The following is a 16,971-nucleotide window of genomic DNA, read 5'->3' as shown; positions in this document are numbered from 1 at the left end:
TTCATTCTCCATACGAAAACATTTGATACGCGGGCACTTTATTGACGTTCAAAAGCAGAAAGGTATCCAATGTTTGAGAAAATTGAAGACTATTTTTATGACGAGCCTGGAAGAATCATTCAATCGGGTAAATGGACGATTAAGACTGGGGTCTTCCTCATCCTTGCAGGCGCCATCGGACAAGTGCCGGTTCGCGCGACTAATGCACTCTTTCTTTTGGCAAAACAGCCTGCGCCTACAAAGACACTTGCTGACATATATCCAACGTTACCGCTTTGGTGGGTGCCAGAGTCGTGGCTCGGTATATTTTTTCCCGTTGCAATAATTGCAATTGGAATTTCGGTGAGTGCATATGGCCACAAGCTAAACAGCATGTTCAGAGGCGTATGAAACGGATGTGCAGCCGGGTAAAACATCTTTGTTACCAGAATCGCTGGACAATATTACCCGGACACATTCAAAAATAACTCACCTCATTCACTATCAAGAAAAAGCGAGAGATGACGTAATCATATCGTGCCTGCTTTATGCTGCTAGGAATGCAAATCGTGTAGTCGTCTTGAATCACCACGCGGCTCCAGTTTATGACTTGGGCATTGACTGGAGTCGCGCGGATCAGCTGAAAGATTGAAAGCCAATTGCGCTTAGGAGGAACGGTGCGAGAACACCTTTTCTTGAATAAACCCATGCGCAGCCATTTGGGTCAGTACCGACCGTAATATCAAATCGCGATCCTTGATCATCTTTGTCGTAAGACTGGCTCCGAAATTGGTGAACATATCCAATTTTTTTAAGTACGGCACTTTGATTGTCGGAATATTCATCTCGACTAGGCAATCGATGACCTCAGAAAAGAATTGTCGATCACGCTCGTTAGAAACAAAACCTGCCCCTTCGACTTCTATCGAATGCGCCACCGTTTTGACGGGAGACAGCGCTTTTGATCGCCTTCCACTGATATCTGTCCCGGACAACCAACATATGGTCAGTGAGCCAGGATCATTGGCTTGTATCTTTTCAATAGCATTTCTAACTGAAGAGGAGGAGCTTCTATAGCTCTGTTCCACGGCCAAATGATGTACTACCGAAAATTTTGTACGTGCATGAATTTCAGAAGCGAACGTATACCTCAAATCGGCGGCGATTATCCCACTGTGAAATTTTCCGAAATCAAAATAGTGAGTTAATTCTTCGTCTACCAATTCCGACGCTTTTTTAAGATCCCGGATAAAAATTTCGTTAAATACATTGAATCTATTCAAGGTATCGCCATAAGGCTTCAACAAATAAGCTCTGAAATCAGAGCCTATATCCGAAATATCGTGCGGCGCGGACAAAGAAATTTCGCTCTGAGGGCCTGCCGCACCGCCCATAGGCATGTAGTTGCCACGAGTCTCAATAGCGAATATTTTTTGGTTTTGATAGTGAAGGCCAAGAATTTGCTGAAGGAAGCAGCAAACCTCGTCTTCGCCTGAGATATCGCCAGCGCCATTTGTGATGTGTACTACGTTTCCTTCGAAAAGCTGATTGGCAATCTTTGCGAATCCCCTCTGCAACTCTTGGTACCCAGTGAAACCTTTCATCCGAGCTACGATTGCGAGAGCGTTGTGACGTGGTAGTTCCACTCCGAATTCGGCGGAGAGAATTTTTTGGAGAACGGAAGCTTCTGACTTGAGATTAGGCAGCATAACAAATTCCTTTTTAAAAACACATCAATGATTAGGCTTTTGCAAATGGCACTGCTGCTCGCACCATCAACTAAGTCCTATGACGTGTAAAAGGTTTTGTCATACATGTAGGCGGGATAAAACATTGCTTGAATTTACCATGCAGGCGAAAAAGCCTGTGCAGCTGGTTTGTTGGCAACACAACAGATTTGATTCTATCCGTACCTTTGCGCCTAATGCAACTATATTTTTTTCGACATAAATATGGATTTTGTCCATCAATGCAAATGCACTTGATGGTTCTAAATAGTCGCGAATGCATCTGTCTAGGCAAGCAGCTACCGCAGCCAGAGCGTGTTTAGTTTTCATTTCGAGTTGTTTTCCTCTTCACATCTCATACTTCCATGACAATAGAATAATTAAAGATGTGCAACAAATTATGTGGCACCGTTTGGTTCCCATATCAATCGATCCATTTAATGCCGACAGTGTTACACTGTTTATACATACAGTGTTGTCGTTTAAATAGTCTCTGAGAAGGAGCTTTAATGGCAGAAGCATTTGATGGCTTTTCGACGAAGGGAAAAATTAGATCGCCAGCCGATCTATTGCTGCGTAAAAATTATGTGGCTAAGTTAGAAGTTAATGATCCGAAGCTCGCGGAAGTGCTTGAGCCATATCATTTTGACCATGAATACCCGTGTGGAAGGGCTGGCTGTGGAAAAGGCCACAAAGAAGGCTATTTGATAAGAGTCAGTACTGGTTTGGAAACCAATATCGGGTGGCGATGCGGTGAAATACTTTTTGGGAAAGATTTCGCTGTCAAGGCGAATGCAAGGGCCTTCCAAGCCCGTCTGAATTATCAACGGGAAATACTAAATAACAGTCGTAGTCGGAAGGACGTCCTCCTTAAACGCATAGCCGATCTGCTCAATCGCCAGTGTGGAATCAAATGGGCTGAAAAGACGCTGAAATCATTCAAAGATATTATTGGGCCTGTAGCAGTCAAAACGATGCACGACCGGGCACGGCGGGACGATACTTCGGTAACAAAAGTACGTGAGGCTACTCAGATCGAGCGCGAAAATCATAAATTCAAAGACCCATCCGCACGACCATTGCAATACATCGAAGAAAAAATCGGGGATTTTATTGGCCTAGCATTTTTTAATGAGAATCTTGAGTGCTCTATGACCGAACTCAAGGAAAAAATCCACGAACTAGACCGGATTGATGTTGTGGCACTTTCTCCGCAAAAACGAAAAAAATGGGTGGATTGGGCCAACAACATTGATCGTACTATCGATCAGGTCGAAGACGGGTTGGCTAATGCTTTGCGATTTTTTTGTCAGTCCAACCTCGACCTGGCTTTCACTTTGGATAGCCGGAAACTGAAATCAACAAGTGTGAGCTGGAGTGCGACGTCGCTCCGATTTATTACAAAAAATAAATGACTGCTAGCTCGTTCAATCACATTCTTAAATTCGTCGTCTGAAATTATTATTTCGACGTGGTGCTACGTAGGAATTGGCAAGACAGTTGCATTGGGCTTGACTCCCTGAGCGAGGACGCGTGAGTGCGGCAAGTACTCATGGCAGTGGTTGCGAATTTTACCCAAACGTTCCACAGTGTTAGGACTATCGTGACACACTTGAATTCGCAACTGGCTTTGGCAAGCGGAAATTGAACAATTCATCAGTCGAGACGCCCCAGTCCTTTCGCGAATATTTTCTCAAATATTGAATATAGTCCAGTTCGGATGCGCATCGCCGACGTGGTGGCTTCAATTCCAAGCGTGAATACATGACCGGAGCAAATCTTGGATTAGCGCATGCCGTGTTGAAAAGGGCTTGTATGTCCTTCAAGTCGCGAACATCGGCCAGAGAATCACTGAATGCGGCCCAAACCTCACCATCTTCGGAGTCATCAAAAACGATCACGGCACCAGTTAAATCTGCATCTCGCAAGTCGGAGGCCATAACAATGGCGAGATCGATTCTTGCGAATGCCAGCTTTGCGTTTCTGAATTTCGCTTGGTACATGTGGGCGCCAGACAGATTTGCGCCGACCAAGTTGGCATCCGATAGGTCAGCTTCGTCCAAGTTGGACCCTGACAAATCAACACCTTCAAGGTTCGCTCCGGAAAAATTTGCCTTGTGTAGTTTGGCATGGCTTAGATTCACGCCTGCAGCAAATGTGTTGTGAATATCGACGAAGTCAAGTGAAATGCCAAAGGAGTTCAATCGCTCAAGAGCAGACACTTGACCTCCGTTACTTTGCTTCCCGCTCATTCGAGACACGACGTCCCATGCCTTGGCCACGCGGTCCTCGTCGGTCTTCCTTTCGTCGACGTTGAACTTCTTTACCGCAACGGCAAAGCCTACCGCCGCAACCGCCAGCGCGAAAAGCGCTAAAGACTGGTTGATCCGTACCCAAATACGTAGCAACGGATTTTTCTCAAATTTGTCTGCGAGAGTAGCGGCCCTTGACTTCGGAGGTGTGGAAGTAAGTCGATTGCGGCGTAAGTGTTTACGGGGCCTCAACATTCAATTGGCTCCTGGATTTCTGGGGGTATTGTCGTATGTTGGCGAGTGCCAATGGAATAACATTATATAGGCACCCTAATTGGCAAGCGGGAAATTATCCTCTTCACTGCTCTAACGCAACCGTCTTTACCAATGCTTCGAATTCCGATCGTAGCTCAGGAAATTTCTGCGATAGACATCGCGTCACCGCAGGATTTTCCAACAGTTTCACCAGATATCCACGCGCAAGTACAAGATTGAGGACATCGTGTCCGTAGGTCTGCTCTACAAGTTTATATTGCCCCTGCAGGCCTTCCATTTCTCGTTCCATTTTCACCATCTGTTCCTGTGATACGCCTGCCAATTTTTGTGGCTTCTTTCCATCAACAAGCATTGCAACGGGAGTGGCCACCAACATTGCTTCTGCATAGGAGACCGTAACAGTATTGGCTGAAACCATTAATTCCACGCACTCAATCTGGCGGGTTGGTTTCATCTTACGCAGCACTCGTGATATGTCAGCGGAGAATTGCCGGTCCTTAAGTAGTTCGGCAGCCTCCGGGCAGATACCGTTGAGTAATTTCATTTTCTTAAAGATCTGACTTGTGTCGATATTTAAGACTGTAGCCAATCGCTTTGCAGGGACGCCGCGCTCTATTGCCCTACGAATCATGTAGTGTTCCTGGATCGTTGAAAGTCGATTGATTCTGCTGTTATAGGTGTAACTTTCGTCGTCCACGGCCACCAGGCAGGGAGCATCCCCATATCCGAGATCGCGAAGCGCAATAAAACGCATATGTCCATCCAGAAGCAAATGGTGTTCCGATTTTCGAATGATTGGAGTAATCGAGAGTGGCTCAATCAACCCTATTTCTTTGATTGACGAGCGGATTTGCATAAATTTTCTCGATGCGCCGAATTCTTTCGGGATATTTTTTGAGGGAAGAATATTTGTCAATGAAACCGATAACGGCTCCATAGAGAATCCCAAGGCGATCCCGTCCGTCACGCCATGCTCATCGTAGGCCATACGCGTTCTGCAAGATAGGTAGGTAAGGTATCAAGGCCTTCCGCTCTAAGCAAGTTGGAGAAATTTTCGTTGGCAAGAAGCTGGCGCAAGGCGCCAACGACAAACAACAATCTCTGCTGAGTGATTTCGGCCTTCTTTACCATCAACTTCTGGCGATCTACTTCCTTTTGATATGTCCTCACTAAACTGGCGGTTGTGACATCGGATCTCTTGCGTGACATCCCTCGACCAAGGGATCTGCCCAATGTGTGTCGGCATTCAATGACGCGTCTTGCTTCAAACAATTGTTTGCCGCGCAGCTTTCCAGATTCATAGGCATCTTGAAGTGCTCTTTGCACCGCCTTGTCGTCGTCGCCTCCTCCGACTATCGTTAATGCAGCGGTCAGCGGAATTTTTCCTTTTTCAACGGCAACTAGCAAGCGCTCCTCACCGTGTTCCAGTAACACAAGAATGCCATGTACTCGTTCAATACTGAGGCCAGTTTTTGCCGAGATGGTTTTTTTGTCATATCCTCGATCACGCAGCGACTCGATCCCTGCGAGTAGCTCAAGGGGGCGATATTGTCGACGTGCGATATTTTCAGCGAGACTCATGATGAACGCGTCTTCGTCGCTAACAGATACCACGAATGCAGGAATATTTTTTTCTCCCAATGTCTTGAAAGCTTTCATGCGGCCCTCGCCACAGATCAGGAGATACCGTTCATCGCCAGCACGGCCAAGTCGAGGAGTCACTTTAATAGGTTTCTTTAGCCCTACAGACCGAATGCTTCCAACAATTTCATCAAATATCTTTCTGTTGCGTTCGCGCGGATTGAGAACATCAATGCTGTCGACTGGGATCATGCGTAGATCGCCGGGAGTGTGTGCTGTAGTCACGCCACTCTCCTGAGCCTTGTTCGTTCGGCCATGCCATACAGATAGTCCAGAGTGTCAAAGCGATAGCTATCAAACTCGATTGCGTTTTGATCCGCCAGACTGAGATGATGTGAACCAAAGTCGATCCAGGGCAAGAGAAAGTAATCGAGGGAAAATTGATTGCTAGGATCCAGTCGTACAGCGACCGTAATGTCTGGAACTAAACTCGAATCAAAGCGAACCTTCCAACGATTGCGACCTGATGCCGAAGTCTGGCAGCGCGCTAGCACCAGTGATACTGAGAACTCCCTATTCACCTGCAACAGATCGGTGGCAGGGTCTCTCACTATTTGACCACCTGCATCCGCAATCTTCGATTCGGTCTGCACAACAATTTCGGGATGCAGGCGACGGATGAACCGATTGACCTCTAAATATTGATAATCTCTGTCGGGAGTAAAGCCAACCATTTGATACGCGCGAATCAAACTGCCGAAGCGGTGCGCATATACAGATGACGCGGGCATACCGTCCATTTCATCAATAATCAATCCTGAAAGAACCCCACGATTTTTGTAGAGCGAACGTAGTCGCTCAATAAGCTCCTCGTCACTGAAGCGTCGGGCGCGGGCGCGAAGAATTCCTTGAGCGGTAAAAAATACCTCGGATGAAACGATTGGCTGGAACGCCCCCTCCTTTCTGATCCACATTTCTGGTGCATTGACGACGCGCATTTTCTTGAGTTTGTTCGAGATGCGGTTGTAGATGTTATTGCCGACATACTTTTCGTTTGTTAGTACTTCGCGCACAGTTGCGCGTGTCCATGGACGGTTCAGGTCTGTATAAGTCTTCATTGCATTGAGCCTGCAAGCGATTTCAGTCTCACATAAAGCATTGTCTATGAACCAGCTATAGATTTGATTTACCACGCGTACTTCCTCGTCTGGACCGGGCACAAGGATTACGCGATCGGTTTGCAGACTCTTATGCTCGCCGCGTTTCAGTTCTCCTTTCATCAATCCTTGTTGATCAACTAGAAGCCGACGCAGGCCGTAACCTGCAGGTCCGCCTTGGCGAAAACCCAATTCGATAAGACGGCATTGCCCGGCGAATACTTTAGCGGATAGCTCCCGGCTATACTCACCGGCCATCGCCCGCTTGACCCCCTTAACGATCGTGGACACCGGCGATCCATCGTTTTCAAATTGTTCGGCGCAGTAGGCGACTTGAATTCCGGCGCGCTTGCAGATGTATTCGTAGTAGGCACTTTCATCGGCGTCTTGAAACCTCCCCCAGCGGCTTACATCGTAGACCAGGATGATTTTAAAGTTGGCGGCACCTGTCTCCACATCACTAATCAATTGCTGCAAAGCGAGCCTCCCATCAATGCGAAGGCCACTTTTTCCCTCGTCGGCATACGTTTTGACGATTGTGAAATTGCGCTTTGCCGCGTATTCGCGAATCCTTTGACGCTGGTTGTCTGTGGAATATTGCTGGTGTTCTGTCGACATGCGCACGTATTCCGCTGCTTGGAGAGTATCGGTTCGCTCGAAGGAGCCGCTGCTATCTTGATCTCGTTCCAAATACATTTTTTGCTCCATACCGTGGCAGCACTGACCTCGACCATTTGCGTGGCAAGTTGCAAGGACGTGTAAATAGTAAATTAGCAGGAAGATTACAAAGTGCCACGAGTCCTCTCTTTGCAATACTTGTTCGCTGGCCTCACGTGGCGATTATGAGAGTGAGTTCCACCGTCCACGCGTCCATCTTTGCAATTTTTGGTTCGCCTAATGTAATCAACCGGTAGATGCCTGATGAGAGAGGAAATCCCAGAATTGACGCGTCCATCTTTGCAATCATCTCTTTTTTGCGTTTGGCATGGCGGCGGGATTGTTTGACGCGATTGCGTTTGACATAATTGGGATGCAGGATGCGATATTGCCGCCAATAACCCGGATTACGCTCGATCCAGGCATGTTGGGCTCGCATCTGATTGTCGTAATAGTCCGGATCAGACTGACGCTTCTGTTGTTGCCAAAGGCGGCGTCGCTCTCGCTGACACGCTTCCTTTGAGCAATAGTATTGATTCGGAGTTTGAGAACGCGGTTGAAACGATTCGCCACAACCAGGGCAGAGTTTGCTTTCCATCAACAACCTCCACGTCAATACAAACTAGACAATGAGGATTGTAGATATCTGTGGACGTAGTCTCTATCTATTCGATGGTCATTGCTTCCTGGCATTTAGCCAAGAACCGACCTCGACATCTCGAAACACTTCCCTCCATAGCTCACATCATTGATCGTCTGTATTTTCTCAACTAGCAATGTTGTTCGGGCTTGATGCGAACAGTTGCTTGGAGGTCATGCCCGAGATTTACCCGTATAATTCGGACGTCGACAGCGTTTTCATCTTATTTGAGAAAAAGTAGGATTTTTTCACTAACTCTGAGACAGAGTGGGATGAACGTTGTCTCACAGGACTGAAAATTTCCTTAAAAATCAAGGTCTCGAATTTTCATCTTCTGTGAGTCCCTACATGTGTAGGGTCGCAGAGAACGTGAAAACTGTCGCACCTAAGTGAAAATTTAATCGCACAGAAAGTGAAAAAATCCTACAATTTTCTAGCGTGACCCTCACAAACAAAAAAGCCTCGATTTAAACCGAGGCTTTTTTGTTTAAAGCGGCAAGACAGTTGCGGTAAGCTATTTTGGCCTTTTGTAGAGGCGATTAAATTTTCGATGTGAAATTAACGAGACTATTTGACATATATGGCGTGCCTCTTTCTAGACTTCGATGGTGTTCTGCATCCAGATCCCTGTAGTAGAGACCAACTGTTTTCTAACATGGTAAATCTTGAAACCGCAATGAGCGGAATAGATGGGATCGAGATCGTCATTTCCAGCGACTGGCGTAAAGTCTTTTATTCAGGCGGTTACGCTGCACAAAATGTCTGTCGAGAAGTTAGGTCGCCTGAAGAAATGGCGAAGCATTTTCCTGAGTCGTTACAGGCATCGATTGTTGGGGTCACTCCATTTATAGGACTGATGGATTTGAGCGACGGCCAACTTAATCTACAGCACGAGCGACATATTGAATGTCTTGCCTGGTTAGAACAACATCGGCCCGCTGCAAGATGGATTGCCTTAGATGACCGTGCCTCATCTTTCCCGTCGGACTGCGAAGAACTCTTTCTATGTGACCGCTCACTAGGATTGACGCATGAAGCTGCATTGCGATTACGTAGGCGGCTGATGAGTTTGGTATAGGCGCTTTGCAATCTCTGGAACCGCAATTCATTTTTAGGAATGTTCTCTAGCTGCTAAGGCAATTTCTATATTCGATTGGTATATCTGCTCGTCGGAAAAAATATTGCCTACATCCATTTACTCCGGGACCGGCTATTGGCTGGATTCCCACGGAAGTTAAGAAATTTATTAGCGCTTTTGGCGATGTTTTTTTAAATCTAGCCAAGTGGGTTATCGAGACATAAGTAGCTTGGAAGTCATCAATATCAGCTTGTCGAATCAAACGACATTTCTTTTTCCCCAAGATATTTATAGCCGACGGTAGCAGACCCGTGTGCACAAGGTGATAGGCAACTTCTTGCTTTACGCTTATCAGAATTGCTCGCTCAACTATTGCAACCGAAGGCTGACGAGAAAATCTACGACCCCGCATGTGGAACGGGCACTATGTTGCTTCGCTGTGAAGAAATAATTAGAAATCAAAAAACAGATGGTTGCTGCTCGTTGTACGGACAGGAAAAGAACATTTCTATTTGGCGAATAGCCAAGCTCAATATGTTTTTCCATCGCATGAATACGGACCATATTGTATGTGGGGACACGTTACGTAGTCCCATGCTTATTAATGAGCACGGCGGACTAATGCATTTCGATATAGTTCTTGGCAACCCTCCCTTTTCAATGCCATGGGCATCGGAAGATGCCGAATTCGATACATTCAAGCGATTTCAGCGCGGAGTTCCACCTCGGTCGCGTGCAGATTATGCCTTCATATTGCATATGATCGAATCGCTAGAGCCGAAGACAGGTCGTATGGCAGTTGTCGTCCCTCATGGCGTCTTATTTCGGGGCGGTGCAGAAGAAAAAATCAGACAGGCGCTAATTGACGAGAATCTACTTGACGCAGTTATTGGCCTACCCGCAAAACTATTTGCAGGCACAGCCATTCCAATCGCTATTCTCATTTTTCGTAATAATAAATCCGACAAAAACATAATATTCATCGATGCTAGCAGAGATTTTGAATCCAATAAAATCCAAAACAGGCTTACATCAACGCACGTCAAACGTCTTTTGAATACCTACAATGCACGACAGTCTGTCGAAGGGTATGCGCACCTCTCGACTCTAGAAAGCGTTAGGGACCACGGCTATAACTTGAACATTCCTCCTTATGTACAGGTGGCGGAACTTGAAGATGAAATTGACATTCTTTCGGTTCGTGCCGAGCGAGCGGTTTTGAAAGCGAAACTCGCGGATCTGGAACAACGACTGGAAAGCACTCTAAACGACTTGAGATAAAACAAAATCAAAACCTTACATCGAAATGTAAATCGTAGGTTCGTGGGGATTTTGCACGGCCATTACCCACGGTTCTGATATAACATTGTCGAAATGCAAAAGAAATTTGCTGTCAAACACCCGCGGCAGCTGCTAATAGTTAAAACACAGGACTCACCACATGCTTACTGGCGAAATACGTAGCCAAATCGATTCAATCTGGAATGCTTTCTGGTCCGGCGGTATCTCGAACCCGCTGGAAGTCATCGAACAAATCACCTATCTGCTGTTCCTGCGCCGTCTGGACGATCTCCACACTCTCGAAGAAAGCAGGGCCGTGCGCCTCGGCAAGCCGATCGCGCGCCGGGTTTTCCCGGAGGGTCAGGATGCCAAGGGGCGCGACTATGACGATCTGCGCTGGTCTCGCTTCAAGAATTTCGCGCCGGCGGAAATGTTTGCGCTGGTCGATGAGCACGTTTTCCCGTTCTTGCGCAGCAGAGGTGGCGACGGCTCCACCTACGCGCAGCACATGAAGGATGCGCGGTTCACCATTCCCACGCCGGGCCTGCTGGCCAAGGTAGTCGATCTGCTCGACCATGTACCGATGGAAGACCGCGACACCAAGGGCGACGTCTACGAATACATGCTCGGCAAGATTGCCTCAGCCGGCCAGAACGGCCAGTTCCGTACCCCGCGCCACATCATTCAACTGATGGTGGCGCTGACCGCACCCACCGCCAAGGATCTGATCTGCGATCCGGCCAGCGGCACATGCGGATTTCTGGTGGCGGCCGGCGAATATCTGCGCGAAAAACATCCGGAAATCTTGCGTGACGCCGAATCCCGCGAGCACTTCCACCACGGCATGTTCCACGGTTATGATTTTGACAACACTATGCTGCGCATCGGCAGCATGAATATGGCGTTGCACGGCGTGGATAATCCGGATATCCGTTACAAGGATTCGCTGGCGCAAGACCATGCTGGCGACGAGGAAAAATATTCGCTCATCCTCGCCAATCCTCCGTTTGCCGGTTCGCTTGATTACGAGAACACCGCCAAGGATTTGCTGGCAATCGTCAAGACCAAGAAAACCGAACTGCTATTCCTCGCGCTGTTTCTGCGCTTGCTCAAACCCGGCGGCCGGGCGGCGGTGATTGTGCCGGACGGTGTGTTATTTGGCTCATCCAAAGCGCACAAGGAATTGCGCCGGATGATAGTCGAAGAACAGAAACTGGATGCGGTGATTTCCCTGCCTGCTGGAGTGTTCAAGCCCTATGCCGGCGTCTCTACCGCCATCCTGCTGTTCACCAAAACCAATTCGGGCGGCACCGACCACGTCTGGTTCTACGACATGCAGGCAGACGGTTGGAGCCTCGACGACAAGCGCCAGCCGCTGCTGTCGCAGGAAAAGCTTGGGGCTACGCCAGTGCAAGCATTGACCGAAGCCGAACACGTTAAAAATAATCTGCCGGACGTGCTGTCACGCTGGACTAAGCGCGCTACATCAGAACTGGAACGCGCTCGCACCGAACAGAGTTTTTGTGTTCCAAAGGCTGACATTGCCGCGAGCGGTTACGATCTTTCCATTAATCGACACAAGGAAGTGATACATGACGCGATTGAGCAGCAATCCCCGAAGGACATTCTTGCAGGGATTGCCAAGCTGGGCGCCGAGATTCATGCAGGGATGAAAGAGCTTGAAGGGATGCTCAAGTGACTTCTGTTAAACACGTTAGGCTGGGTGACGTGGCCCAGTTCTTAAGAGGAATAAATTTCAAACCTGACGATATCGTTCCCGTTGGCACAGAGGGAACTGTCGTCTGCCTGCGAACAAAAAATATTCAAAAATCGCTGGATTGTGACGACATATGGGCAGTTTCCGAAGATTTTGTGCGTAGACCAGAGCAGATACTCAAAGAAGGTGACCTTTTGGTATCCAGTGCGAATAGCTGGAATCTTGTCGGAAAGTGTTGCTGGATTCCTAATTTGTCATGGCGTACGACCTTTGGCGGTTTTGTTTCAGTGCTTAGGGCAAACCCGACGCAAATAGAACCTCGATTTTTGTATTGGTGGTTTTCGGCCGACAGAACACAGGCTCTCTTGAGAAGCTTCGGACAACAGACCACGAATATATCGAATCTGAATATAGAGCGCTGCCTAAATCTCGACATTCCCCTATTTCCTCGCGCTGAACAAAGCCGCATCGCCGCAATTCTGGACGTAGCCGATGCGCTCAGAGCTAAACACCGAGAAGCCTTGGCGCAATTGGATAGACTCACGCAGGCCATTTTCATCGAGATGTTTGGGGAGTTGATGGGTCAAAATCATCGGTGGCAATCGAAGCCGGTATCGCACTTTGTTGCTGGATTTGAAAGCGGTAAAAGTGTCGCTGCTGATGACAAAGACGACGTCACATCATCTTTTCGCGTGCTGAAGGTTAGTGCCGTAACTTCTTTGGAATACAAACCACATGAATCCAAAGCTGCTCCCGCAAACTACGTGCCCGCAAAATCCTATTTCGTTAGGGATGGTGACTTGCTTTTTAGTCGAGCGAATACGACGGACCTGATTGGGGCAACGGCGTATGTAAAGCACACGCCGCCAAATATGTTGCTTTCCGATAAGCTGTGGCGGTTCGTGTGGCACGAAATACCGCGAGCTGAACCTCTTTTTGTTGCCCAATTGTTTCGGCAGAGAAAATTCCGAGCAGAAATTGCACGGCGTGCCTCTGGGACTAGCGGTTCAATGAAAAATATCTCGCAAGACAAAGTGTTGTCGATCAATGTCGGACTCCCATCGTTAGACCTCCAGCAGACATTTGCAAATCGACTTAGATGTATTGAACAGATTAAGGCTGCTTACAAGAAATCGCTGTCCCAACACGACACTCTCTTCGTCGTCCTCCAACAACGCGCCTTCAGTGGAAAACTCTAAATGAGCAACTTCGCCTTCCTCCAATCTGAATGGTCTTTGCTCCACGAAGCAGCCGTGAAGGCGGAAGGAATGGCGAATACGGATGCCAGAGCCTCTTGCTTCTACGCCAGGCGCACCCTGGAATTGACGGTGGCCTGGCTTTACAAGCACGACAAGGCGTTGCGCCTGCCTTACCAGGATAATCTGGCGGCGCTGATTCACGAGCCGAGCTTCCGCCAACTGGTGGGCGAGGCGCTGTTCGCCAAGGCGAAAATTCTCAAGGACCTCGGCAATTTCGCGGTGCACAGCACCCGCAAGATCACGCCGAACGACGCCCTCACCGCCACCCGCGAATTATTCCATTTCTGCTACTGGGTGGCGCGCAGCTACGGCCAGTGCGCCAGGCCAGAGCCAGGCTTGCGCTTCGTGCCGGCGCTGATGCCGAGCGCTGCAACTGCGCCGCTGCAAAGCCTGGCGCAATTGCAGCAGCTTGAAGCCCAGTTGCGCGAGCGCGATGAAAAACTCTCCGCCCTGCTCAACGACCGCGCCGCACTCGATCGGGAGTTGCAGCAATTGCGTGAGCAAGTCGCTGCGGCTAAAAAGGCCAACGCCGCACAGCCGGACACGCATGACTATTCCGAAGCCGAAACCCGCGATTACTTCATCGACCTGCTGTTGAAAGAAGCCGGCTGGGATTTGATCCCAGCCAAGAATTTCGAGGTTGAGGTGAGCGGCATGCCTAACACAGCGGGCAAAGGTTACGTCGACTATGTGCTGTGGGGTGATGACGGCAAACCGCTGGCGTTGATCGAGGCAAAAAAAACACTGCGCTCGCCCACCGTCGGCCAGCAGCAGGCCAAGTTGTACGCCGATTGCCTGGAGCAGCAATACGGCCAGCGCCCGGTGATTTTCTACTCCAACGGTTACGAACACTGGATCTGGGACGACGCCAGTTATGCGCCGCGCCGGGTCCAGGGATTTTATAAAAAGGATGAACTGGAACTGACCATCCAGCGCCGCGCCAGCCGCAAACCACTGGCGCAAGGCGTGATCGATGCTGGCATCGTCAACCGCTACTATCAAACCCGCGCTATCCGCCGCATCGGCCAGAGTTTTGAGACCGATCGCCAGCGCAAGGCGTTGGTGGTGATGGCCACCGGCGCCGGCAAGACCCGTACCGTGATTGCCTTGGCCGATTTGCTGATGCGCTGCAACTGGGCCAAGCGCGTGCTGTTCCTGGCGGATCGGGTGGCTTTGGTGAACCAGGCGGTAGGCGCGTTCAAGAAACACTTGCCGGACGCCTCGCCGGTGAATCTGGTGACGGAGAAGAATACTGAAGGCCGGGTGTATGTATCGACCTACCCCACCATGATGGGCTTGATCGATGACACCTCGGATAACCAGCGCCGCTTTGGCGTTGGCCATTTCGACTTGATCATCATCGACGAAGCGCACCGCTCGGTGTACCAGAAATATCGCGCCATTTTCGATTACTTCGATACGCTGCTGGTCGGCTTGACCGCTACGCCGAAGGATGAGATCGACCACAACACCTACGGTTTGTTCGACCTGGAAAGCGGCGTGCCGACCGATGCCTACGGCCTGGACGAAGCCGTGGCGGACAAACATCTGGTGCCGCCGCGCGCAGTGTCGGTGCCGCTCAAGTTCCAGCGCGAAGGCATCAAGTACGACGATCTGTCGGAACAGGAAAAGGAAGATTGGGATGCCCTGGAGTGGGATGAAGACGGCAACATCCCAGATGCGGTGGATGCCGCAGCGCTGAACACCTGGCTGTTTAATATCGACACGGTTGACAAGGTGCTGGCGCATTTGATGAGCAAGGGCCAGAAGGTGGCCGGTGGCGACCGCTTGGGCAAGACCATCATCTTTGCCAAGAATAACGACCACGCTGATTTTATCTCTGAGCGTTTCGGCGTCAATTATCCGAAGGACAAAGGTCACTTCGCGCGCGTGGTGACCTACAAGACCGAATACGCGCAGAGTCTGATCGACAATTTTTCAAAGAAGGATAGCGCACCGCATATTGCCATTTCAGTCGACATGCTCGATACCGGCATCGATGTGCCGGAGGCGGTCAATCTGGTGTTCTTCAAAATTGTGCGATCAAAGACCAAGTTCTGGCAGATGCTGGGGCGCGGCACGCGCCTGTGCCCGGATCTGTTTGGGCCAGGTGAGGACAAGCAATTTTTCTTTATTTTTGACTATTGCCAGAATCTGGAGTTTTTCAGCCAGAACCCGGATCGTTCCGACGGTTCTGCCACCGTGGCGCTGGGTACGCGCTTGTTTCGCACGCGCCTGGAAATGATCGCGGCGCTGGACGCGCGCGTTGTGCAACACGCCGTGCAAGACCACGTACTTGGCGTTGCCCAAGAGGCCACCGCCTACGGTGATCGTGTGGATGAACCGCAGTTGCGCAAGGACCTCGCGGCTTTCTTGCATCAGCAGGTGGCGGCGATGAATGTCGACAATTTCATCGTCCGCACCCAGCGCCGTGCAGTGGAAAAATTTACGCAGGAAACCGCCTGGCAGCAGCTTGGGCCGGACGATTACATCGCGCTGGGCGGCAAGCTAGCAGATCTGCCGACCGAGCTTACCGACAGTGACGAAGAAGCCAAGCGCTTCGACCTGCTGTTGTTGCGCACCCAGCTTGCTATCTTGCAGGCACAGCCGGGTTTCGCCGGCCTGCGTGACAGAATCCAGGCCATTGCAGCCGCGCTTGAAACGCAGGAAGCGATCCCGGCGATCAAGGCCGAGATGGTGCTGATTCAATCGCTGGCTAGTGAAGAGTGGTGGCAAGACGTTACCGTGGCGATGCTGGAAACCGTACGTAGAAGGTTGCGCGCGCTGGTGAAACTGATTGAAAAGAGCAAGAAGAAAATTGTCTACACCGATTTTGAGGATGAGCTGGGCGACGAAGCGCACGTCGATTTGCCGGAGGTCAGCGTCGGCATGAACTGGAGCAAATTCAAGGACAAGGCACGGCAGTTCTTGCGCGCCCACGAAAACCACCTCTCGCTGCAACGGCTGCGCCGCAACCAACAACTGACGCCAAGCGATCTCACAGAACTGGAGATCATGCTAGAAGCAGCTGGTGCCACGCCAGGCCACATTGCGCGCGCAAAAGAACAGGCGAACGGGTTGGGCTTGTTCATCCGCTCCCTGGTTGGCCTAGATCGCGAAGCGGTCGCCGAGGCGCTCAGCCAATTCATCAGTGGCAGCACGGTGACACCAGATCAGATCGAGTTCATCGACCTGATCGTGCAAGAGCTGACGCAGAACGGCGTAATGGAAGCCGATCGGCTGTACGAATCGCCATTCACCGATATCAGCCCTACCGGCCCGGATGGGGTATTTCCGACGGCTCAAGTGGATTTGCTGTTTCAGATTCTCGGCGAAATTCGGAGCCGCGCGGCGGCCTAGAGATAAG

Annotated in this window: 13 protein-coding genes; 7 read left to right on the top strand and 6 right to left on the bottom strand. The window is 49.8% G+C overall.

Features of this window, described 5'->3' with window-relative positions:
• The first annotated feature begins 69 nt into the window (after window positions 1-69).
• Complete coding sequence (locus VNZ60_RS11340) at window positions 70-390, top strand: hypothetical protein (RefSeq protein ID WP_325659147.1); 321 nt, start codon at window positions 70-72, stop codon at window positions 388-390.
• Window positions 391-644: 254 nt separating this feature from the next.
• Here VNZ60_RS11340 and VNZ60_RS11335 read toward each other — a convergent pair whose 3' ends face one another.
• Entirely contained in the window at window positions 645-1,688 is a 1,044-nt protein-coding gene (locus tag VNZ60_RS11335; RefSeq protein ID WP_325659146.1) for a hypothetical protein, read from the bottom strand.
• Between the two features lie 527 nt (window positions 1,689-2,215).
• Here VNZ60_RS11335 and VNZ60_RS11330 point away from each other — a divergent pair.
• Window positions 2,216-3,121 (top strand): hypothetical protein, encoded by a 906-nt coding sequence (locus VNZ60_RS11330; RefSeq protein WP_325659144.1) that lies wholly within the window; start codon window positions 2,216-2,218, stop codon window positions 3,119-3,121.
• 183 nt (window positions 3,122-3,304) lie between these two features.
• On the opposite strand, the gene VNZ60_RS11325 is transcribed toward VNZ60_RS11330, so the two are convergent.
• The 5 genes from VNZ60_RS11325 to VNZ60_RS11305 all read right to left on the bottom strand — a co-directional run bounded on the left by VNZ60_RS11325 (window position 3,305) and on the right by VNZ60_RS11305 (window position 8,227).
• Window positions 3,305-4,213 carry a pentapeptide repeat-containing protein gene (locus tag VNZ60_RS11325; RefSeq protein ID WP_325659142.1) on the bottom strand — a complete coding sequence of 303 codons (909 nt, stop codon included), beginning with the start codon at window positions 4,211-4,213 and terminating at the stop codon, window positions 3,305-3,307.
• Between the two features lie 103 nt (window positions 4,214-4,316).
• Entirely contained in the window at window positions 4,317-5,222 is a 906-nt protein-coding gene (locus VNZ60_RS11320; RefSeq protein ID WP_325659141.1) for a plasmid partitioning protein RepB C-terminal domain-containing protein, read from the bottom strand.
• A complete protein-coding gene (locus tag VNZ60_RS11315) occupies window positions 5,198-6,067 on the bottom strand; it encodes a plasmid partitioning protein RepB C-terminal domain-containing protein (protein ID WP_325659207.1) in 870 nt (289 codons plus the stop codon). Before VNZ60_RS11315 ends, VNZ60_RS11320 begins: the two co-directional genes overlap by 25 nt.
• Window positions 6,068-6,096: 29 nt before the next feature.
• Entirely contained in the window at window positions 6,097-7,668 is a 1,572-nt protein-coding gene (locus tag VNZ60_RS11310; protein WP_325659140.1) for a recombinase family protein, read from the bottom strand.
• A 133-nt stretch (window positions 7,669-7,801) separates the two neighbouring features.
• Window positions 7,802-8,227 carry a hypothetical protein gene (locus VNZ60_RS11305; protein WP_325659139.1) on the bottom strand — a complete coding sequence of 142 codons (426 nt, stop codon included), beginning with the start codon at window positions 8,225-8,227 and terminating at the stop codon, window positions 7,802-7,804.
• 622 nt (window positions 8,228-8,849) lie between these two features.
• Here VNZ60_RS11305 and VNZ60_RS11300 point away from each other — a divergent pair.
• From VNZ60_RS11300 to VNZ60_RS11280, 5 genes are all read left to right on the top strand, one after another.
• Window positions 8,850-9,347 (top strand): HAD domain-containing protein, encoded by a 498-nt coding sequence (locus VNZ60_RS11300; protein ID WP_325659205.1) that lies wholly within the window; start codon window positions 8,850-8,852, stop codon window positions 9,345-9,347.
• Window positions 9,348-9,704: 357 nt separating this feature from the next.
• Window positions 9,705-10,628, top strand: a complete 924-nt coding sequence (locus tag VNZ60_RS11295) for an N-6 DNA methylase (RefSeq protein WP_325659137.1) — start codon at window positions 9,705-9,707, stop codon at window positions 10,626-10,628.
• A 160-nt stretch (window positions 10,629-10,788) separates the two neighbouring features.
• Window positions 10,789-12,327, top strand: coding sequence for a class I SAM-dependent DNA methyltransferase (locus VNZ60_RS11290; RefSeq protein ID WP_325659135.1), 1,539 nt, complete (start codon window positions 10,789-10,791; stop codon window positions 12,325-12,327).
• The gene (locus VNZ60_RS11285) at window positions 12,324-13,544 is read left to right on the top strand and encodes a restriction endonuclease subunit S (RefSeq protein WP_325659133.1); all 1,221 of its coding nucleotides are present in this window, start codon (window positions 12,324-12,326) and stop codon (window positions 13,542-13,544) included. Before VNZ60_RS11290 ends, VNZ60_RS11285 begins: the two co-directional genes overlap by 4 nt.
• A complete protein-coding gene (locus VNZ60_RS11280) occupies window positions 13,545-16,964 on the top strand; it encodes a DEAD/DEAH box helicase family protein (RefSeq protein ID WP_325659131.1) in 3,420 nt (1,139 codons plus the stop codon).
• Window positions 16,965-16,971: the final 7 nt, after the last annotated feature.

It is taken from the genome of Collimonas sp. (assembly GCF_035566375.1).
Classification (GTDB): Bacteria; Pseudomonadota; Gammaproteobacteria; order Burkholderiales; family Burkholderiaceae_D; genus Collimonas.
The sequence above is the reverse complement of the archived record's forward strand: the minus strand, read 5'-3'. Positions and strand labels throughout refer to the sequence as shown.

Coding starts and splice junctions, on each gene's coding strand:
- VNZ60_RS11330 (WP_325659144.1), top strand. CDS start 2,216: ATGGCAGAAGCATTTGATGGCTTTTCGACGAAGGGAAAAATTAGATCG.
- VNZ60_RS11325 (WP_325659142.1), bottom strand. CDS start 4,213: ATGTTGAGGCCCCGTAAACACTTACGCCGCAATCGACTTACTTCCACA.
- VNZ60_RS11310 (WP_325659140.1), bottom strand. CDS start 7,668: ATGTATTTGGAACGAGATCAAGATAGCAGCGGCTCCTTCGAGCGAACC.
- VNZ60_RS11340 (WP_325659147.1), top strand. CDS start 70: ATGTTTGAGAAAATTGAAGACTATTTTTATGACGAGCCTGGAAGAATC.
- VNZ60_RS11290 (WP_325659135.1), top strand. CDS start 10,789: ATGCTTACTGGCGAAATACGTAGCCAAATCGATTCAATCTGGAATGCT.
- VNZ60_RS11315 (WP_325659207.1), bottom strand. CDS start 6,067: ATGATCCCAGTCGACAGCATTGATGTTCTCAATCCGCGCGAACGCAAC.
- VNZ60_RS11305 (WP_325659139.1), bottom strand. CDS start 8,227: ATGGAAAGCAAACTCTGCCCTGGTTGTGGCGAATCGTTTCAACCGCGT.
- VNZ60_RS11335 (WP_325659146.1), bottom strand. CDS start 1,688: ATGCTGCCTAATCTCAAGTCAGAAGCTTCCGTTCTCCAAAAAATTCTC.
- VNZ60_RS11320 (WP_325659141.1), bottom strand. CDS start 5,222: ATGGCCTACGATGAGCATGGCGTGACGGACGGGATCGCCTTGGGATTC.
- VNZ60_RS11280 (WP_325659131.1), top strand. CDS start 13,545: ATGAGCAACTTCGCCTTCCTCCAATCTGAATGGTCTTTGCTCCACGAA.
- VNZ60_RS11300 (WP_325659205.1), top strand. CDS start 8,850: ATGGCGTGCCTCTTTCTAGACTTCGATGGTGTTCTGCATCCAGATCCC.